Here is a 19896-nt window from a genome sequence, read left to right on the forward strand (position 1 = left end):
CCCGCGATGCCTGTCATCTCCAATCTCAACACGACGCAGATCGCGGCGCTGACGACGACGACGATTGCGGCGCTGACCACCGCGGACATCGCGAGCCTGGCGTCCACGCAGATCCAGGCGCTGACGACGACGCAGTTCGGGGTGCTGAAGGCGACGCATATCGCGGCGCTGAGCACGACGCAGATCGCGGCGCTGGAGACGACCGACCTCGCCGCGCTGAACACGACGCAGGTGCGGGCACTGGCGCCGACCAGGATCGGCGCGCTCAACACGACGCAGGTCGCGGCGCTGACCACGACGCAGGTGGGCGCGCTGACCGGCACGCAGCTTGCGGGTCTGGACACCACCGACATCACGGCACTGACCACCACGCAAATGGGCGTGCTGACCAGCACCCAGGTCGCCGCCTTCACCACCGCGCAGATGCGCGCGATGGAGACGACCGACCTCGCGGTGCTGACGACCACGCAGATCCGCGGGCTGTCCTCCGCGCAGATGGCCGCGCTGAACACCACGCAGGTCGGGGCGCTGACCACGACGCAGGTCGGGGCACTCAGCACGACCCAGGTGGCGGCGATGAATTCGGCGCAGGTCTCTGCGCTGACCACGACGCAGCTCGGGGCCCTGACCTCCACGCAGGTCGGGGCCCTGACTGCCGCGCAGTTCCGCGGCTTCGACACCACAGACATTGCGGCGCTGACCACAACCCAGGTCGCGGGCCTGCGGTCCAGCCAGATCGGCGCGCTCACCACCACCCAGGTGCAGGCGCTTGAGACCACCGACCTCGCCACGCTGACGACGGCGCAGTTGCTGGGCCTGTCGACCGTTCAGATGGGCGCGATGACGAGCACCCAGGTCGGGGCGCTGACCACGACCCAGGTCGCGGGCCTGGCGGCACGCCAGGTGGCGGCGCTGAACACGACCAATGTCGCAGCGCTGACCACGACCCAGGTAGGTGCGCTGACGACCAGCCAGGTCGCGGGACTGACGACCACCCAGATCCGCGGTCTGGAGACAACCGACCTTGCGGTGCTGACCACGACGCAGCTCCGGGCGCTCAGCGGCTCGGCCGTCGGGGCATTGAACACGACGCAGATCGGCGCCCTGACCACCACGCAGATAGGCGCCCTGACCACGACGCAGCTTTCCAAGTTCGCCTCGTCCCAGGTGGCGGCGCTGACCACCACGCAGCTCGGGGCGCTGAGCTCGGCCCAGGTGGCGGGGCTGTCCACGGTCCAGATCCGTGGCTTCGACACCACTGACATCGTCAACCTGACCACGACCCAGATTGCGGGTCTGACCGCGACGCAGGTCGGCTCGCTGACGACGGCGCAGCTCGCGGCGCTGGAGACGACGGATCTCGCGACGCTCAACACGACGCAGATCCGCGGCATCGCGGCCTCCAGCATCCGTGCGCTCACCACGACCCAGGTCGGCGCCCTGACCACGACGCAGATCGGTGCCTTGGCGGCCAGCCAGGTGGCAGGGCTGGAAAGCAGCGACATAGCGGCGCTGACGACCACACAGATTGGCGCCCTGTCCAGCACCCAGGCCGCTGCCCTGACGACCACGCAGATCGCTGGGCTGGAAACGACGGACCTCGCCGTGCTGAGCACGACCCAGCTCCGGGGTCTGGGGGCGACGCAGATCGGCGCCCTGAACACGACTCAGATCGGCGCCATCACCACCACGCAGATCGGCAGCCTGACCAACACGCAGGTCCTGGGGCTGAAATCCAGCCAGGTCGCTGCGCTGACCACGACGCAGATCGGGGCCTTCAGCTCGACCCAGATCGGGGCGATGGCGACCGCACAACTGGCCGGACTGAACACGACGGACATCGCGGCGCTGACCACGACCCAGGTGGCGGGGCTGCTCGCCGCCCGGATCACCGGCCTCGCCACGACCCAGATCGCGGCGTTGGAGACGACCGACCTTGTTACGCTGACCACGACGCAGCTTGTTGGCCTGAACACGTCGCAGATCGCGGCACTGACCACCACACAGGTGGCGGTGCTGACGACGACCCAGATCGCCGGGCTTCTGCCCGCCCGCATCAAGGGCTTTGAGAGCACCGACATCGCGGCGCTGACCACCACCCAGATCGGGGCGCTGTCCAGCACGCAGCTCGCGGCGATGAGCACGACGCAGCTTCGCGGCATGGAGACCACCGATCTCGGCGTGCTGACCACGACGCAGATCCGTGGGTTGACCTCGGCGCAGCTCGGTTCGTTGAGCACGACCCTGCTCGGCGCACTGACCACAACGCAGATCGGTGCGCTGACCAATACGCAGATCGTCGGCCTCAGTTCGACGCAGGTCGGTGCACTGACCACGACGCAGATCGGCGCGCTCACCTCGACGCAGGTCGGTGCGCTGACAGTGGCGCAGCTCAAGGGATTGAACACGACCGATGTCGCGGCGCTGACCACGACACAGATGAGCGGGCTGACGGCGACGCAGCTTGCCTCCTTGACCACGACGCAGATCGCCGGCCTGGAGACGACCGACCTCGCGGTGCTGACCACGACGCAGGTTCGTGGGCTTGGTACCTCGCAGGTCGCCGGGCTGAACACGACACAGCTTGGTGCGTTGACCACGACGCAGGTCGGGGCACTCACGGCCACGCAGCTTGGCGGGTTCACGACGACGCAGATCGCGGCATTGACCACGACACAGCTTGGCGCGATCGGGACCGCCGCACTGCCGGGCCTGGCGGCCAGCCGGATCGCGGCGCTGACCACCACCCAGGCGGCCGCCCTGACCACGACGCAGGTCGCGGCGCTCAGCACGGCACAGGTCGCCGGGCTGGAGAGCTCGGACTTCGCGGCCCTGACCACGACGCAGATCGGCGCGCTGACGAGCGCGCAGCTCAGCGCATTGGGCACGACGCAGTTGCGGGGGATGGAGACCACCGACCTTGCTGTGCTGACCACGACGCAGATCCGTGGCCTGAAGTCCTCGCAGATCGCAGCGCTGACGACCACGCAGATCGGTGCCATCACGACCACGCAGATCGGTAGCCTGGCCAATGCGCAGGTGCTGGGACTGACCTCCAGCCAGGTCGGCGCGCTGACCACGACGCAGATCGGGGCCTTCAGCTCGACTCAGATCGGGGCGATGGCGACCGCACAATTGGCCGGACTGAACACAACGGACATCGCGGCGCTCACCACGACGCAGGTGGCGGGGCTGCTCGCCGCCCGTATCACCGGCCTCGCCACGACCCAGATCGCGGCGCTGGAGACGACCGACCTTGCCACGCTGACCACGACGCAGCTTGTCGGTTTCAGCACTTCCCAGATCGCGGCACTGACCACCACCCAGGTCGCGGCGCTGACGACGACCCAGATCGCCGGCCTGCTGCCCGCCCGCATCGCCGGCTTCGAGAGCACCGACATCGCGGCATTGACCACGACCCAGATGGGAGCGCTGTCCAGCACGCAGCTCGCGGCGATGACCACGACCCAGCTTCGCGGCCTGGAGACCACCGATCTCGGTGTGCTGACCACGACGCAGATCCGCGGGTTGACCTCGGCACAGCTCGGCTCGCTCAGCACCACGCAGCTCGGGGCCTTGACCACGACGCAGATCGGGGCGCTGACCAATACGCAGATCATCGGGCTCAGCTCGACCCAGATCGGCGCCATCACCACCACGCAGCTGGGCGCCCTGACCTCGACGCAGCTCGGTGCGCTGACGGTGGCGCAGCTCAAGGGGTTGAACACGACCGACGTGGCGGCGCTGACGACGACCCAGGTCGGGGGGCTGACAGCCACTCAGCTTGCATCCCTCACCACCACCCAGATCGGCGGCTTCGAGACGACCGACCTGGCCGCGCTGACCACCACGCAGATCCGTGGGCTTGGCACCTCCCAGGTCGCCGGGCTGAACACGACACAGCTTGGCGCGCTGACCACGACGCAGGTGGCGGCGCTGACCAGCGCTCAGCTCGGGGGGCTGACGACGACGCAGATCGCCGCCCTGACCACGACGCAGCTTGGCGCGATCGGCGCCGTCACGCTGCCGGGCCTGGCGGCCAGCCACATTGCGGCGCTGACCACCACCCAGGCGGCCGCCCTGACCACGACCCAGGTCGCGGCCCTGAATGCGGGACAGGTCGGCGGCCTGGAATCGACGGATCTTGCGGCCCTGACCACGACACAGATCGGCGCGCTGACCAGCACGCAGATCGGCGCGCTGAGCACGACGCAACTGCGGGGGATGGAAACCACCGACCTCGCGGTGCTGACCACGACGCAGGTCCGTGGCCTTGCGGCGTCCCAACTCGGCGGGCTGACCACCACGCAGATCGGCGTGCTCACCACCACGCAGCTCGGTGGGCTGACGACCACCCAGATCGCCGGACTGTCGTCGACCCAGGTTTCGGCCCTGACGACGACGCAGCTCGGCGCGCTCTCCTCGGCCCAGGTGGCCGGCCTGTCCACGGCCCAGATGCGGGGGCTGGACACCACCGATATCGCCACCCTCACCACGACCCAGGTGGCGGGTCTGACCAGCGCGCAGATCGCCGGGCTGACCAGCACCCAGGCCGTAGCGCTCGAGACGACCGATCTCGTCACGCTGACCACGACGCAACTCCGTGGGCTGAACACGACCCAGATGGCGGCGCTGTCCACCACCCAGGTCACGGCACTGACCACGACGCAGCTTGGCGGCCTGGTCTCCTCCCAGATGGGGTCGCTGACCTCGACGCAGGTTGGGGCGCTGACCACGACCCAGGTCGCGGCACTCGCCACCACGCAGTTCCGCGGGTTGGGCTCGGCGCAGATGGCGGCGCTGACGACGACGCAGATCGGCGTGCTGACCACGACACAGCTCGCCTCCCTGACCCTCACCCAGACGCTGGGGCTGGAGACGACCGACCTCGCCGCGCTGTCCACCACGCAGGTGGGCGCGCTGACACGGACGGTGATCGGCGGACTGAGCACGACCCAGGTGCGCGCGCTGGAGACCACCGATCTCGCCGTGCTCAGCACGACGCAGATCGGCGGGCTGAACGGCAGCCAGGTCGCCGCCCTGAGCACGACGCAGGTGGGGGCGCTGACCACGACACAGCTCGCGGCGCTGACCAGCAGCCAAGTGGGTGGCCTGACCACGACCCAGATCGGCACGCTGACGACCACGCAACTCGGGGGCTTCGGCACGACGCAGGTGCGGGCGCTCAGCTCCAGCCAGGTAGCGGCACTGAGCACGACACAGGTCGGCGCCCTGACCACGACGCAGATCAGCGGCATGGGCGTGACGCAGGTGCGCGGGCTGGAGACCACCGACGTCGCGGTGCTCAACACCACCCAGATCGGGGCGCTTACCTCGACCCAGATCGGGGCGCTGACGGCCACACAGGTCACGGCGCTGACGACCACGGCGATCGGCGTGCTGACCACGACGCAGGAGGCCGGGCTGGTCTCCAGCCAGATCGGGGCGTTGACCAGCACTCAGATCACGGCACTCACCACCACTGCGGTCACCGCCCTCACGACGACCCAGGTCGCAGGGCTGACCACGGACCAGATCGCCGCCTTCACCACGACGCAGATTGGCGCGCTGGAGACGAGCGACATCGCGGCGCTGACCGATGCCCAGGTGGCCGGCTTCACCACCACACAGATCGGGGCGATGACCACCGCTCAGGCTAACGCCCTGTTTACCTGACCCGGGGCCGGATAGGCCCGACGGACCACGAAGGAGAGTGCGGCATGGCCAGAATGGGCATCGCCGAACTGGTGGGCAGCGCGCAGGCGCTGTCCGCCGCGGGCCAAGGTGCGCTGGCCGCGGAGCTGTATCGCGACTGGGCAGGGCAGAACCCGGACGACCCGCTGTTGCATGCGGTGCATTTCAACCGCGGGGTGCTGCTGGCCGATGCCGGGGACCTCGCGGGGGCGGTGGAGGCCTTCTCCGCCGCGATCCGTCGCAGGCCGGAATTCCTGCCGCCCTACATCAATCTCGGCGCGGCCTGCGAGAAGCTGGGTGCCAAGGCCCAGGCCTACGGGCATTGGGCGCATGTGTCGGGCAGCCTGGCCGGGGTGACCAGTGAGACCGTCGCCTACAAGGCCACGGCGCTGAAGCAGATGGCGCAGGTGCTGGAAGGCGGGCGTCAGCTTGCGGCGGCCGAGGATGCGCTGCGTCAGGTGGCGGAGCTGACCCCCTGGCAGCGCGACGTGGTGCAGCACTGGATCAGCCTGCGCCAGCGGCAATGCCAATGGCCGCTGCTGGTGCCGGTGGCCGGGCATGATCGCGCGGCACTGCTACGACGCATCGCGCCGCTGAGCATGGCCTGCCTCGCGGATGATCCGTTGATGCAGTTGGCCGTCGCCGTCGCCCATGTGCGGGAGGATGTCGGAACGCCGGAGCAGTTCCGCGTGACCGCAGACTTCGCCGGCCGCATCGGCGAGGTGCCGGGGCGCCGGCTGCGCATCGGCTATCTATCATCCGATCTGCGCGACCACGCGATCGGGTCGCTGATGGCCGAGATGTTCGGTCTGCACGACCGCTCGGCGGTCGAGGTCTTCGTCTATTACTGCGGCATCCCGCAGGAGGACGCGACCAAGCTCCGCATCCGCACCAGCGTCGAGCATTGGCGCGACATCACGGCGCTGGACGATGCGGCGGCCGAGGCGCTGATGCTCGGCGACGGCATCGACATCCTGGTCGACGTCAATGGCCATACGCGCAGTGCCCGGACGCGCCTGCTGGCGCGGCGGCCGGCGCCGATCATCGTCAACTGGCTCGGATATCCGGGCAGCATGGGCAGCCCGTACCACCACTACATCATCGCCGATCCGCACATCATCCCGGAGGGTAGCGAGCGCTTCTATTCCGAGACGGTGCTGCGGCTGCCCTGCTACCAGCCGAACGACCGGCGCCGTCCGACCGCCGGCGCCGTGCCGCCGCGCCGCGCGGATCACGGATTGCCCGAGGACGGGACGGTCTTCTGTTCCTTCAACGGCACGCAGAAGATCACGCCCTTCGTCTTCGCGCGCTGGATGGCGATCCTGCGCGACGTGCCGGGCAGCGTGCTGTGGCTGCTGAAATCCTGCGACGAGGTGGAGGACCGGCTCCGCGCCCATGCCGCTTCCGCCGGCATCGCGCCAGAGCGGCTGGTCTTCGCGCCGATCGTCGCGGCGCATGAGCATCTGGCCCGCTATGCCCTCGCGGATCTGTTCCTCGATACGCTGCCCTATGGGGCGCATACGACGGCCTCGGACGCGCTGTGGACCGGAGTGCCGGTGCTGACCGTGCCAGGGCGAGGCTTCGCGGGGCGGGTCTGCGCCAGTCTGGTGCATGCGGCAGGGTTGCCGGACCTCGTCTGCGCCTCGGCCGAGGAGTATGTCGCGCGCGGCATTGCCCTCGGACGCGACCGTGCCGCTCTGGCGGCGCATCGCGACAGGCTGGTGGCCGGGCGCGACACGGCGCTGCTGTTCGACACGCCGCGGCTGGTGCGGGAACTGGAAACACTGTTCCGCCGCATGTGGGACGATTTCGCGATGGGACGGCTGAAGCAGCCCGATCTCACCAATCTCGAGACCTATCTGGAACTCGGGGCAGCGATGGACCACGACGCGGTCGAGACCTCCTTCCAGCCCGACTATGACGCGCGTTGGCAGGCGGCGCGGGCGCGGCGACACGCCTATGCGCCGCTGCCCGCCGATGGGCGGTGCTGAGCGTGGCGCCGCTCGACAGCGCCGCGCCGACCAGCTTCGCCGGCCTGCCCCTGGAAGCGCTGCTGCCGGGGCTCGGTGCGCTGCCGCCCGCGCAGGGCGTCGCGGCCTATCGGGCGTGGCTCGCGGCCAATCCGGCCTCGCCGCAGCGTTTTGCGGCGTGGTTCAACCTCGGCGCCCTGCTGGGCCAGACGGGGGACCGGGCGGCGGCGATGATCGCCTATCGCCAGGCGCTGGCCCTGAAGCCTGATCTGCATCAGGCCGCGGTGAATCTGGGGCTGATGCTGGAAGCGGAAGGGCGGCCCGGCGAGGCGCTCGCCCTGTGGGGGGAGGCGCTGCAACCCGATGCGGCGCGAACGGCCCTGCTGAATCAGCGCGGCCGACTGCTCGAGACACACAAGCGCTATGCCGAGGCGGAACGCGCGCTGCATGCCAGCCTGCTGACCGACGCCGACCAGCCCGATGTCATCCAGCATTGGGCTCATCTGCGCCAGAAGGGGTGCCTGTGGCCGTTGCAGGGTGAAGGCATACCAGGCCTGTCCGCCGAGGCGCTGATCCTGCGCGGCGGGCCGCTCGGGGCCCTGGCGCTGACCGACGATCCCGACCTTCAACGGTGCATCGGGGAGGCCTGGATCGCGCGCAAGGTCCCCGCCGCGCCGGAACGCCTGTCCCCGGCCCGCGGCTATGCGCATGACCGCATCCGCATCGGGTATCTGTCCTCCGATTTCTGCCGCCACGCGATGGGGTTCCTGATCGTCGGCCTGCTCGAACATCATGACCGCGATCGTTTCGAGGTCTTCGGCTACTGCTCCACGCCGGAGGATGGCAGCGATCTGCGCCGCCGCATCATCGCGGCCTTCGACCACCACGTCCCGATCGGCCATCTGTCCGAGGAGGAAGCCGCTCGCCGCATCCGGGCCGATGAGATCGACGTCCTGATCGACCTGAACGGGCTGACGGCCGGCGCGCGGCTCGGCGCGCTGCGCTGGAAGCCGGCGCCGGTGCAGGCAACCTATCTCGGCTATGTGGGACCGGTGCCGCTTCCGGAACTCGACTGGATGCTCTGCGACGCCGTCACCGTGCCACCGGATCAGGCCAGACACTATGCGCCACGGCCGCTGCCGATCGAGGGATGCTACCAGGCGAATGACGGGCGCGACCAGGCGCTGCCGGCGATCAGTCGTGCCTCGGAGGGACTGCCCGAGAACGCCTTCCTGCTCTGCTGCTTCAACAACTTCTACAAGATCACGCCGCAGGTCTTCGCCGCGTGGATGGCGATCCTGCGCGCCGCGCCGCATACCGTGCTGTGGCTGACCGAGGACAATGCGACCGGCATCGCCAATCTGCGCCGCGAGGCCGCGGCGGCGGGCATCGCGGCGGATCGTCTGGTCTTCGCGTCGCGCTGCGATCCGTTGCAATACTTCGCCCGGCTCGGACTGGCGGACCTCTTCCTCGATACCTTCCCCTACAATGCGGGCACGGTCGCATCGGATGCGCTGCGCATGGGGCTGCCGATCGTCACCTTGGCAGGCCGCGCCTTCGCCTCCCGCATGGCGACCAGCCTGCTGACGGCGGTGGGCGCAACGGACGGCATCGCGACGACGCTGGATGACTATGTGTCCAAGGCGGTCGCGCTCGCGACCGATCCGGCGCGGCACGCGGCGGCGCGCCAGCGCCTCGCGGGCGATGCCTGGGTGCGCAGTCTGGGCGACACTGCGGGCTTCGCCGCGCGGATGGAAGCGGCCTACGAGAGGATCGTCCTGCGGCCCTAGAGCAGATCCTGTCCGGATGAATTCATCCGAACAGGCGAAGATGCTCGCAAAAACAAATACCTAGAGCATTGCAGGTGAACGGAAGCTCGCCGGAAATGCTCTAGGCCGCCGGCGCCACATAGGCCGTCGCCCACAGGGCGAAGGCGTTGTCGCGGATCACCCGCACCGTTCCGAATCCCGCACCTCGCAGCGCCGCGTCGAGCGTGCGGGCGGTGAAGCCCGTGCGATGCGCCATGAAGTGGTTGCCGGCCGCGATCGCCGCGCCGTGGCCATACAGCATGTCGAGCGGCGCGATCGGACCTGCCGGGGAGACATAGGCGGGTTCCGCAAGCTGGTCCTGCGCCACCAGCTCGGCCGCGCGTTGCAGGTCCGGCACGGTGATCAGCGCGAAGCCTTCCGGCCGCAGCACGCGACGGAACTCGGCGAGCGCCAGCGGCACCTCATGCGCAAAGAGGTGCTCGACATTGTGCGCCGACCAGACGGCATCGACGCTCGCATCGGCGACGGCGTGCATGTCGGTGATGGTGGCGATGATGTCGGGCGCGACGCCCGGGTCGATGTCGAGCCGCACTTCCCGCCAGCTTCCGGGTTCGAAGAAGGCGGAGGGCAGCTTGCGCGGGTCGGCCATCCCGCAGCCGACATGCAGGACGGTGCGCAGGGATTCGGCGAGCAGGGTCATGGCGTCTCGTCCTCAGGCGGCATGCGGCAGGGGGGCTTGCAGGCCCGCCAGGTAGCGCTGCGCCACGGCGCCGCCGCGGCGGCGGTCATGTTCGGCCAGCAGGCGGAAGACGATGTCGAAGGCGCCATAGGCGTCGTGCAGGATCACCGCGGTCGCGAGCAACTGCCGATCCGAAAGGGCATCGAGCTGCGTCAGGTCGCGGATGAACACCGCATCCGCCCAGACGATCTGGCCGAGCCCGCCATAGGGATCGTTGTTGACCATCATCGGCTGCACGGCGCGCGTCACGGTGGGGAAGAAACGGTGCAGCGCGAAGCCGTGGCCGCGCAGGAACAGCTCCATCTCGCTGAACAGCGGCTGGCCCTTATAGAGCGGCAGGAACTCCACCTCGGCCTGGATCACCACCGCATCGCGCAGTCGTGTCTCGGCGTGGCGCAGCACCATCAGCTCGGCGCCCTGGATGTCGAGCTTCAGCAGGTCCGCGCCCGCCGTGGCGGGCACATCGTCCAGCCGCACCGTATCGACCTCCTCGGTCGAGAGCACGCGGCCCCAATCGGGAAAGCCATGGAACAAGGCGAGCACGGCGGGATCGGGTTCGAGCAGCGAGGTCATGCCAGGCGCCTGGCAGATATGCAGCACGTGCCGCCCCCCATCGCCGACCGCATGCGGGAAATACTGTTCGAGCGGCCCCTTGCGGGTCTCCAGCACCGCGAGTGCGGCCGGGTTCGGCTCGAAGCCCACGACTTCGGCCAGGCCGGCCCGCAGCAGCCCGGCATAGGGCGGCTCGGCATCGATCGGGTTGGCGCCGATGTCGACCACCTTCACCCGTGGCGCGATGCCACCGGTCAGATCCTGGAAGGAACGCATGCGGGGCTGCCTCCTGCAGCGGAACAACCGATGCAGTGTGCGGGCAGAGCGTTGCGGAATCCTTCACGCCGTTCGGCGCAGCGGCGGTCAGGTCGCGAAGCGTTCGATCCGGAAGGCCTCGAGCGGGATGTCGGTGCGACCGTCCGCCACAAGCTCCGCCATGATCGCACCGATCCCCGGGCCAAGCTGGAAGCCATGCCCCGAAAAGCCGAAGGCGTGGAACAGGCCCGGCGTGGTGCGGCTGCGCCCGATCACCGGAATGGCGTCCGGCATCTTGCCGTCGATGCCGGACCAGGACCGGATGATCTGCGCGCCGGCCAGGGCCGGCACCAGCTCGACCGCGCGCTGCGTGGCCTCGATCGTCACCTCCGGCAGCGGACGGGACCAGGGAATGGCGGCGTCGTTCTCGCCGTGCCCGCCGCCGAGGATGACGTTGCCGCGCGGGATCTGGCGCAGATAGACGTTGCCGCCGACGACGCCGAGGTTGGGCTCGATGAAGTAGGGCAGCGGTTCCGTCACCGCCATGTTGGGGGACAGCGGGGCGACCGGCACCGACTCCCCGAAGGCTTCCGCGACGGCGCCGCCCCAGAAACCTGCCATGTTGAGCAGCACCGGCGCGGTGAAATCGTCGCCCGCCTTGGTGCGCAGGGTGAAGCGCGCGCCGTCATGCGCATGGGCGACGACTTCCGCATGTTCGCGGATATCCGCGCCGGCGGTGCGCGCGGCATGCGCCAGGGCCGGCGCAAGCAGGCGTGGATTGGCCGCGCCATCCTCCGGCGCGAAGGAGCCTGCGACGACCTTCGGCCCGAGCCACGGATACTCCCGATGGATCGCGTTCCGTCCGACCATGCGCAGCGGCAGATCGTACTGCTTCGCGACATCGAGATAGGCGATAAGATCCGCCTCCTCCGCATCGCTGCGTGCGAGCTTGAGATGGCCGGTGACGGTGAATTCGGCCTCGGTGCCGACCAGATCCTTCAGGCGCCCCCAGATCTCGCGCGAGCGCCGCGCGATGGGCAGTTCCGCCGGGTGCCGCCCCTGCTGGCGCACCCCGCCATAGTTCACGCCCGAGGCCTGGCCACCCACCAGCCCCCGCTCCAGCAGGATCACGCGCAGCCCACGCTGGGCGAGATGCAGCGCCGCCGAGCAGCCCGCCCCGCCGCCACCCTGGATCAGCACGTCGCAGGTCGTGGTCATGGCGCGGCTCCCGCAACGATGGGGATGGGCTTGACCGGCGGCTGGCCGCGCAGCCGGCCAATCCGCGGCACCGGCCGGCCAAGCTCGGCGGCGAGGATCTCCGCCGCCGCAGCACCGCAGACGCGGCCCTGGCAACGGCCCATGCCGACGCGGGTGAAGGCCTTGGCGCGGTTCATCTCGGGCGCCGGGCCGGTCGCGGCTTCGGCGCGCGCTGCGGCGCGGAGTTCACCGGCACGCAGCCCCTCGCAACGGCATAGGATCGCATCATCGGGCAGGCTGCGCGCGAGATGCGCCGGAAACGGGAAGGCGCGTTCCAGCGCGGCGCGGAAGCGTGCCAGGCCGGCCAGGCGGCGGTCGAGCGTCACGGTGTCGATCGGGTCGATGCGATGGCCGGCATCCTGCAGCAGCGCCAGCGCCGCACGTGCCCCCGCGAGTTCGGCGACCTCGGCCCCGCCGATGCCCGCGCCATCCCCGGCCAGATAGATACCGGGAACCGGCGTGCGGCCGGCATCGTCGCGCACGGGCACCCAGTTCGCCTGCACCGCGTCATGGCGGAAGGGCACGCCGGCGAGATCGGCAAGCTGCGCCTCCGGCTTCAGGCCCCAGCCCATGCCGGCGGCGTCGCATGCCGTGTGCTGTTCGCGACCCCGCGCGTCGCGCCAGCGCACGCCGGTGACACCCTGCGCATCACCCTCGATCGCCAGTGGGGTGATGCCTTCGACCATCGGAATGCCGTGCCGCTTCAGCCAGGCGGTGTAGTAGAGGCCTTTGGCGAAGGTCGCCCCGCCCAGCAACAGGCCGGGTGCCGCGCGCGCCTTGGTGGCGAAGGGCGTGGTGTCGAGCACCGCCGCCACCTCCGCCCCGGCCTTCGCATATTGGTAAGCGACCAGCACCAGCAGCGGCCCGGTGCCGAGGAACACCACGCGCCGCCCGATGCCGCAGCCCTGCGCCTTCAGAGCGATCTGAGCGGCGCCCAGCGTCGTGACGCCGGGCAGTGTCCAGCCCGGCACGGGGATGACGCGATCCATCGCGCCGGTGCAGAGGATCGCGGCGTCGAAATCGATCCGCTGCTGCGCCCCGCGGTGCAGCGCCTGCATCTGCTTCGCGCCAGCGCGTATGTGCCAGACCAGGGTTTCCGGCCGCCAGTCGGTGCGCGGCTTCAGCGCGTCCAGCGTGTCGTGGATCGCCGTGGCGCGCTTCGCCTCGAAGCCATAGAGCGTGCGTGCATCGCGCGCGAGCGGGGCCGGCGGGCGCTGGTAGATGCGGCCGCCGCCATCCGGGGCCTCGTCCATCCAGACCGGCGAAAGACCGGCCGCCACCAGACGTTCCACGGCGCGCACCCCGGCGGGGCCGGCGCCGACCACCGCGACCTTCATCCGCGCCGCACCTCCATCCCATCCTCGGCGAGCGTCGCGCAGGCACGCACCCGGCCGAGACCTTCCACCACCACCCAGCAATCCTGGCAGGCCGCCATCAGGCAGAAGCCCGCGCGCGGACCGTCGCCGAATTCGGAGTTCCGCAGATGGCCTGCGTCGGCGGCGAGCAGCGCCGTCAACAGCGTATCGCCCTGCAGCGCCTCGATCGGCGCGCCTTCCAGTGTCAGGGCAATGCGCGGGCGGGAAGCGTCGCGCAGGCGAACCAGTTTCACAGCGTATCCTCGTGCCGGCAGTTCACCAGCAGTTCCGCCACGGTGGCGTTGTTGGGCAGGCGCAGGACGGCTTCGATCAGGGCGGCGAGATCCTCGGGGCGCGACATGGACTCACGCGAGACCTTCGTGACGTGGGACGTCATGTCAGTATCGACGAAGCCGGGGCAGACCGCGGTGGCGCGGATGCCGTGCTCCCAGCCCTGGCGGCGCACTTCCTGCGTCAGGGCCATCACGGCGAATTTGCTCATCGCATAGCCGAGATTGTCGTTGCGCACGCGCTTGCCGGACAGCGAGGAGATGTTCACCACCCGCCCCTCACCCGCCGCGATCAGATGCGGCCAGGCGGCGCGAATGACGCGCATGGGGCCCTTCGCATTCACCGTCCACATGGCGTCGAAATTCGCCTCATCGGCATCGAGCATCGTCGCGCGCGGATTGATGCCGGCAGCATTCACCAGCGCATCGATGCGGCCGTGGCGCGCCATGGTGGCGGCGACCCAGGAATCCGCGCTGCCGGGCGTCGCGGCCTCGAAGGCATGGCCGGTCAGGCGATCATGCTGCGGCAGGCGCGACGGATCGCGCACGCCGGCACTGATCGTGTAGCCGGCGGCGATCAGGCGCTCGGTGACGGCGCGGCCGATCCCGCGTGTCGCGCCGGAAACCATGGCCACACGGCCGGCGGGGTCCATCATGCGGCAATCTCCTCGGCCCGGCGGCAGGCGATCTGGCGGCCATCCGCGCCCGGCAAGGGCCGCAGCACGGGGATGGATTCGGCGCAGGCGGGCTGCGCCATCGGGCAGCGCGTGCGGAAGACGCAGCCGGAAGGCGGGCGCGCGATGCTCGGCACCTCACCGGCCAGAGGCGCGGTCATGGCGCGATGATGCATGGACGGCGTCGCCGCCAGCAGCGCCCGCGTATAGGGATGCGCCGGGGCGCGGAAGATCTCCGCGGCCGGACCTTCCTCCATCACCAGGCCGAGATACATCACCACCACGCGGTCGCAGAGATGTCGCACCACATGCAGGTCGTGGCTGATGAACATCAGCGCGAGGCCCAGCTCCGCCCGCAGATCCGCGAGCAGGTTCACCACCTGCGCCTGGATGGAGACGTCGAGCGCGGAGACCGGCTCATCCGCCACGATGAAGTCCGGCCGTGTCGCGAGCGCCCGCGCGATGGCGATGCGCTGCCGCTGCCCGCCTGAGAATTCATGCGGCAGGCGTTGCGCATGGGTGGGATCGAGCCCGACCTGCCGCAACAGCGCGGCGACTCGCTCGGCCGCCTCGGCGCCCTGGGCTATGCCGTGGATCGCCATGCCGTCGGCGATCTGTGCGCCGACGGACCGTCGCGGATCGAGGCTGCCATAGGGGTCCTGGAAGACCATCTGCATGCGCCGGCGCAGGGCGCGCAGCTCGGCCCCGCCCATGGTGGCGAGGTCACGGTCCTCGAACAGCACGCGCCCGCCGGACGGGGCCATGAGGCGCAGCATGACGCGGCCGAGGGTGCTCTTGCCGCAGCCGGATTCGCCGACGACACCGACCGCCTCGCCGCGATTCACGGCGATGTCGACGCCGCGCAGCGCCAGCATCGGCACGCCGCGGCCAAGGAAGCCGCCGCGGCGATGGAAAATGCGGGTCAGGCCCTCCCCGCGGATCAGCGGCGCAATCATGCCACCTCCTTCCAGCGGCGGCAGCGCGCGGCGCGGCGGGGACCGGTTTCCTCCATCGCCGGTGCGGCGGCGGTGCAGGCCGGTTCGGCCATGGCGCAGCGCGGGGCGAAGCGGCAACCGGACGGCATGGCCCAGGGCTGCGGCACGGCGCCGGGAATGGCCGACAGGCGTTCCGCATCGCCCTCCGGCGTGCTTTCGATCAGCGCGGCGGTATAGGGGTGGCGCGGGGCGGCGAAGACCTCGGCGGCGGGGCCTTCCTCGACGACCTCGCCGGCATACATCACGGCGACGCGGTCCGCGATCTCGGCCACCACGGCGAGGTTGTGGGTCACGAAGACCATGCCCATGCCGCCCTCGGCCCGCTTCAGCTCCGCGAGCAGCGTGAGGATCTGCGCCTGCACCGTGACGTCCAGCGCGGTGGTCGGCTCATCGGCCAGCAGCAGGCGCGGATGGTTGGCGATGGCGGCCGCGATCATCGCGCGCTGGCGCTGGCCGCCGGAAAGCTCATGCGGATAGGCGACGGCGGCGCGCTCGGGATCGGGCAGGCCGACCTGGCGCAGCAGAGTGACGACGCGGTCGCGGATGCCGTCCGTCACGCCATGCGCGCGCAGGCTCTCGCCCACCTGGGCGCCGACGCGCAGCAGCGGATTCAGGCTGGAGGACGGATCCTGGAAGATCATCGCCATGTCGCGGCCGCGCATCGCGCGCAGCTCGGGTTCAGGCAGCCGCAGCAGGTCGCGTGGCGTGCCATCCCGCCCGGCGAGCATGATGCGGCCGGCGACCGGCCTCACCGCCGCCGGCAGCAGGCCCATGATGGCGAGGCCCGTCAGCGTCTTGCCCGATCCGCTCTCGCCCACGATGGCGAGCGTCTCGCCCGGCGCCAAGGTGAAGCCGACATCGCGCACCACAGTCACCGGCCCCTTCGGACCCGGCACCTGCAAGGTCAGGCCCTCGACCGAAAGCAAGGCGGGCGTGGCCGGCGTTTGCGGAGCCGGCGGGAGCGCCAGGACGCGTCCGAGGAAGCCGGGCTTGCCCGAGGCCCGCCCGCGCGGATCGAGCGCATCGCGTAGCCGGTCGCAGAACAGGTTCAGCACCAGCACCGTGCCGGTCAGCGCGAGGCACGGCCAGAACAGCAGCAGTGGCGCCTGCTCCATCGCCGAACGCGCGCCGCGGATCATCAGCCCCCAGGACGGCGAAGGCGGCACCACGCCGAGGCCGAGGAAGGACAGCCCGCTTTCCAGCAGCATCGCCGCCGCGACGGTCAGCGAGAACTGCACGATCAGCGGCGGCGCGATGTTCGGCAGCAGGGTGCGCGCCAGGATGCGCGCAGTGGGCGCGCCCAGCGCCTGCTGCGCCGTGACGTAGTCCAGCGCCCGGGCCGACAGCGTCTCGGCATAGGCGACGCGGGCGAAGCCCGGCGCGAAGAGGATGGCGAGCGACAACACCAGCGTCGCCGCGCCCGGCCCGAGTAGCGTCACCACCAGCAGCGCCAGCAGCAGCGGCGGGAAGCAGAGCACGATCTCCGAGGCGCGGACCGTCAGCAGTTCGACGACGCCGCGGAAATAGCCGCCGAGCAGGCCGAGCAGCGTGCCGGCCACCGCCGCCGCCGCGGCCGCGGCAAAGGCAACGGATAGCGACACCCGCGCGCCCCAGATGATGCGCGACAGCACGTCACGCCCATACTCGTCCTGTCCCAGCCAATGCAGGGCGGAAGGCCCAGTCAGGCGGCTCGCCACATCCTGCCGAACCGGATCGGTCAGCGGCAGGATCGGCGCGGCGACCGCCAGCGCGATGATGGCCAGCGCCAGCACGCCCGGCAGGATCAGGGGGCGAATCTTCGCGCGCCGCATCAGCCGTGCCGCACGCGCGGGTCGATCACCGCGTAGAGCAGATCGACCAGGAAGTTCAGCAGCACGAAGAGCGCGGAGATGACGAGCACGATGCCCATCACTTCCGGGTAGTCGCGCGCCTCGACGGAGCGCACCAGGTAGCCGGACAGGCCGGGCCAGTTGAATACGAACTCGACCAGCACCGTGCCGCCCAGCAGCGAGCCGAGATGCAGCGCAACCACCGTGACGACCGGCGTCAGCGCATTGCGCAGCACATGCCGGCGGATGATGGTGGCCGGCGCCACGCCGCGCGCCTGGGCGGCACGGACATGCTCCCGCTCCAGCACCTCCAGCACCGAGGAGCGCATGACGCGGAACACCACCGCACCTAGACCGACCGCAATCGTCCCGGCCGGCATCATCAGCAGCAACATGTGCCGCGCCGGGTCGCGCGCGAAGGGCACGTAGCCGCCCGCCGGGACCAGCTTGAGCTGCTGCGCCAGAACCAGCACCGTCAGCGTACCCACGACGAAGACGGGAATGGACAGGGCCAGGCCCGCCGCGGCCGAGAACACGCGGTCCAGCGCCCCGCCGGCACGCAGCGCCGCTGCGACACCAAGCGGCACGCCGAACACCACCGAGATCAGCCCTGCCATGCCCACCAGTTCCAGGGTGCGTGGCAGGCGCAGCGCGATCTCGTCCACGATGGGATGGTCGTCCTGGAGCGCCAGGCCGAAATCCCCCTGCAGCAATCCGCCGAGATAACTCACATATTGCTGCCATAGCGGCAGGTTCAGCCCCAGCCGTTCGCGCAGTTCCTCCACCGCCGCCGGATCCGGCGCGATGCCGCCCTGGGAGAGCAGCAGCTCCGCCGGATCGCCCGGGATCAGATGGATCACCAGGAAGACCAGCGAAGCCACCGCCCAGACCAGGCCCACCGATATGACAAGCCGGCGCGCGACGAAGGCGAGCACCGGCTCAGGCCACTTCAGTCGTCTCGAAGGTCAGGCCCGAATAGAAGGTCAACGCGCCGGGCAGGTTCCTGAAGCCGGTCACCGCCTTGCGCATGGCGTAGCCCTGGCTGCGCCAGGTCAGGCCGACCATCGGAACCTGCTCGATCGCAACACCTTCCATCTCGCGATAGATGGCCTTGCGCTTCGTATCGTCGAATTCGGCGCGGCCCGCGGCGAGGAGTTCCGTGATGCGATCGATCTTCAGCCCATAGGACCGCACATAGGAGGGCGCGAGCGACCCATCGATGAAGTTCGCGATGCCGTCCGGATCGTTGCTGTCGGCGGCGGTGCCCATCACCGCGAGCTCATATTGGCCGCGATTGCCGATCGCGACACGCGTCGCCCAGTCGGGCATGTTCAGCTCGGCGCGGATGCCGACCGCTGCGAGGTGCTGCTGCACCACCTCGGCCGTGTCCTTGTGCATGCCGTACTGCGCGGTCGACAGCAGCGAGCAGGACACGCCATTCGCATGCCCGGCCTCGGCCAGCAGGCGCTTCGACAGCTCCGGGTCGTACTTCCAGCCATCCTTGTATTCGGGGTTGTAGAAGGGGCTGGATTCGGCAATGGGGAGTTGCTGGAGCGGCGACCCACGGCCGAAGAAGGCCGCGCGCACCAGATCCTCTCGCTTGATGGCGTGCGCGACCGCCTTGCGGACCTTCGGATCGTTGAAAGGCGGCCGGCCGCCATTGAAGACCAGGAACATGAAGGCGCCGTCGACCGTGTCGAGGCTGAGCGCCGGATCAGCGGTGATCGCATCCATCGACTGCCAGGGCACGTACTCGATCAGGTCGACATCGCCCGAGCGCAGCGCCGCGACGCGCAGGTTCTCGTCGGCATAGGCGATGGCCTTCAGCTTCTTCAGCTTCGGCAGGCCGGCGCGGTGGAAGCCCGTGAAGGGTTCGAATTCCAGCGAGACCCCGCGTTCCTGCGCCTTCAGGATGAAGGGCCCGGCACCGACGAACTGGCCGCGCGGCGAGTTCCGCGAGATGATCGGCAGGTGGTAGGACGCCATCATCACCGGCAGCGTCGCCACGGGGGCCTTGAGGAAGATGCGCACCGTGCGGTCATCGGGCGTCTCGACACGTTCCACACCCTGCATCTCGGCGCGGAAATAGGCGGTCGAGCGCTCCGCGGCGATCTGCTCGATGGTCCACTTCACGTCGGCGGAGGTGACTTTCTCGCCGTTCTGGAAGCGGGCATCGCGCAGCTTGAATTCCCAGCCCTGGGTGCCGATGGGCTGCCAGGATTCCGCGAGCTCACCGCGCAGCGCGCCGTCCGGACCGTAGGAGGTGAGGCCGCGATACATCAGCAGCTTCATCGTGGCCGCGGCGGTGCCGGTGTTCTGCCAGGGCTGGATGCTGGGCGGGAAGCTCGACAGGCCGAAGGTGAGCTCCCCCGGCGTCGCGGCGCGGGCGCCGGGCATGCGGAGGAAAGGCAGCATCCCGGCGGAGGCTGCGCCGGCCAGCATGGCGCGGCGGGTGGCAATCGGTCCCATGCATCACTCTCCTTCTTGCATTTGCCCAGACGTGACGAGACTCAAGGA

The 19896-nt window shown here is 69.9% G+C and carries 13 protein-coding genes; 3 read left to right on the forward strand and 10 right to left on the reverse strand.

All coding sequences use genetic code 11. The features are described 5' to 3' along the window. The first annotated feature begins 6 nt into the window (after positions 1 to 6). Genes KPL78_RS30425 through KPL78_RS22560 form a run of 3 tightly spaced genes read left to right on the forward strand, consistent with a single transcriptional unit; the run spans position 7 to position 9454 of the window. On the forward strand, positions 7 to 5676 hold the full coding sequence (locus tag KPL78_RS30425) for a heme utilization protein (RefSeq protein WP_255569317.1): 5670 nt from the start codon (positions 7 to 9) through the stop codon (positions 5674 to 5676). Between the two features lie 44 nt (positions 5677 to 5720). Then, positions 5721 to 7685, forward strand: coding sequence for an O-linked N-acetylglucosamine transferase, SPINDLY family protein (locus KPL78_RS22555; RefSeq protein WP_219765216.1), 1965 nt, complete (start codon positions 5721 to 5723; stop codon positions 7683 to 7685). A 2-nt stretch (positions 7686 to 7687) separates the two neighbouring features. Continuing rightward, positions 7688 to 9454, forward strand: a complete 1767-nt coding sequence (locus tag KPL78_RS22560; protein ID WP_219765217.1) for an O-linked N-acetylglucosamine transferase, SPINDLY family protein — start codon at positions 7688 to 7690, stop codon at positions 9452 to 9454. Positions 9455 to 9554: 100 nt separating this feature from the next. On the opposite strand, the gene KPL78_RS22565 is transcribed toward KPL78_RS22560, so the two are convergent. From KPL78_RS22565 to KPL78_RS22610, 10 genes are all read right to left on the reverse strand, one after another. Further along, positions 9555 to 10133, reverse strand: a complete 579-nt coding sequence (locus KPL78_RS22565) for a class I SAM-dependent methyltransferase (protein WP_219765218.1) — start codon at positions 10131 to 10133, stop codon at positions 9555 to 9557. 12 nt (positions 10134 to 10145) lie between these two features. Beyond that, on the reverse strand, positions 10146 to 11000 hold the full coding sequence (locus KPL78_RS22570; RefSeq protein WP_219765219.1) for an FkbM family methyltransferase: 855 nt from the start codon (positions 10998 to 11000) through the stop codon (positions 10146 to 10148). Positions 11001 to 11087: 87 nt separating this feature from the next. After that, the gene (locus tag KPL78_RS22575; protein WP_219765220.1) at positions 11088 to 12197 is read right to left on the reverse strand and encodes an NAD(P)/FAD-dependent oxidoreductase; all 1110 of its coding nucleotides are present in this window, start codon (positions 12195 to 12197) and stop codon (positions 11088 to 11090) included. After that, positions 12194 to 13573, reverse strand: a complete 1380-nt coding sequence (locus KPL78_RS22580; protein WP_219765221.1) for an FAD-dependent oxidoreductase — start codon at positions 13571 to 13573, stop codon at positions 12194 to 12196. Before KPL78_RS22580 ends, KPL78_RS22575 begins: the two co-directional genes overlap by 4 nt. Continuing rightward, positions 13570 to 13845, reverse strand: a complete 276-nt coding sequence (locus KPL78_RS22585; protein ID WP_219765222.1) for a (2Fe-2S)-binding protein — start codon at positions 13843 to 13845, stop codon at positions 13570 to 13572. The genes KPL78_RS22580 and KPL78_RS22585 overlap by 4 nt, the downstream gene beginning before the upstream one ends. After that, entirely contained in the window at positions 13842 to 14537 is a 696-nt protein-coding gene (locus KPL78_RS22590; RefSeq protein ID WP_219765223.1) for an SDR family NAD(P)-dependent oxidoreductase, read from the reverse strand. Before KPL78_RS22590 ends, KPL78_RS22585 begins: the two co-directional genes overlap by 4 nt. Continuing rightward, positions 14534 to 15511 (reverse strand): ABC transporter ATP-binding protein, encoded by a 978-nt coding sequence (locus KPL78_RS22595; protein WP_219765224.1) that lies wholly within the window; start codon positions 15509 to 15511, stop codon positions 14534 to 14536. The genes KPL78_RS22590 and KPL78_RS22595 overlap by 4 nt, the downstream gene beginning before the upstream one ends. Next, entirely contained in the window at positions 15508 to 17361 is a 1854-nt protein-coding gene (locus KPL78_RS22600; RefSeq protein WP_219765225.1) for a dipeptide/oligopeptide/nickel ABC transporter permease/ATP-binding protein, read from the reverse strand. Before KPL78_RS22600 ends, KPL78_RS22595 begins: the two co-directional genes overlap by 4 nt. Next, complete coding sequence (locus KPL78_RS22605) at positions 17361 to 18314, reverse strand: ABC transporter permease (RefSeq protein ID WP_219765226.1); 954 nt, start codon at positions 18312 to 18314, stop codon at positions 17361 to 17363. Before KPL78_RS22605 ends, KPL78_RS22600 begins: the two co-directional genes overlap by 1 nt. A gap of 4 nt (positions 18315 to 18318) precedes the next feature. Beyond that, positions 18319 to 19848 carry an ABC transporter substrate-binding protein gene (locus tag KPL78_RS22610; protein ID WP_255569319.1) on the reverse strand — a complete coding sequence of 510 codons (1530 nt, stop codon included), beginning with the start codon at positions 19846 to 19848 and terminating at the stop codon, positions 18319 to 18321. Positions 19849 to 19896 lie beyond the last annotated feature (48 nt).

It is taken from the genome of Roseomonas alba (assembly GCF_019430885.1).
In the GTDB taxonomy this organism is placed as follows: domain Bacteria; phylum Pseudomonadota; class Alphaproteobacteria; order Acetobacterales; family Acetobacteraceae; genus Neoroseomonas; species Neoroseomonas alba.

Excerpts from the sequence above, each read along its gene's own strand:
- KPL78_RS30425 (WP_255569317.1), top strand. The coding sequence starts at position 7 with ATGCCTGTCATCTCCAATCTCAACACGACGCAGATCGCGGCGCTGACG.
- KPL78_RS22555 (WP_219765216.1), top strand. The coding sequence starts at position 5,721 with ATGGCCAGAATGGGCATCGCCGAACTGGTGGGCAGCGCGCAGGCGCTG.
- KPL78_RS22565 (WP_219765218.1), bottom strand. The coding sequence starts at position 10,133 with ATGACCCTGCTCGCCGAATCCCTGCGCACCGTCCTGCATGTCGGCTGC.
- KPL78_RS22570 (WP_219765219.1), bottom strand. The coding sequence starts at position 11,000 with ATGCGTTCCTTCCAGGATCTGACCGGTGGCATCGCGCCACGGGTGAAG.
- KPL78_RS22575 (WP_219765220.1), bottom strand. The coding sequence starts at position 12,197 with ATGACCACGACCTGCGACGTGCTGATCCAGGGTGGCGGCGGGGCGGGC.
- KPL78_RS22580 (WP_219765221.1), bottom strand. The coding sequence starts at position 13,573 with ATGAAGGTCGCGGTGGTCGGCGCCGGCCCCGCCGGGGTGCGCGCCGTG.
- KPL78_RS22590 (WP_219765223.1), bottom strand. The coding sequence starts at position 14,537 with ATGATGGACCCCGCCGGCCGTGTGGCCATGGTTTCCGGCGCGACACGC.
- KPL78_RS22595 (WP_219765224.1), bottom strand. The coding sequence starts at position 15,511 with ATGATTGCGCCGCTGATCCGCGGGGAGGGCCTGACCCGCATTTTCCAT.
- KPL78_RS22600 (WP_219765225.1), bottom strand. The coding sequence starts at position 17,361 with ATGCGGCGCGCGAAGATTCGCCCCCTGATCCTGCCGGGCGTGCTGGCG.
- KPL78_RS22610 (WP_255569319.1), bottom strand. The coding sequence starts at position 19,848 with ATGGGACCGATTGCCACCCGCCGCGCCATGCTGGCCGGCGCAGCCTCC.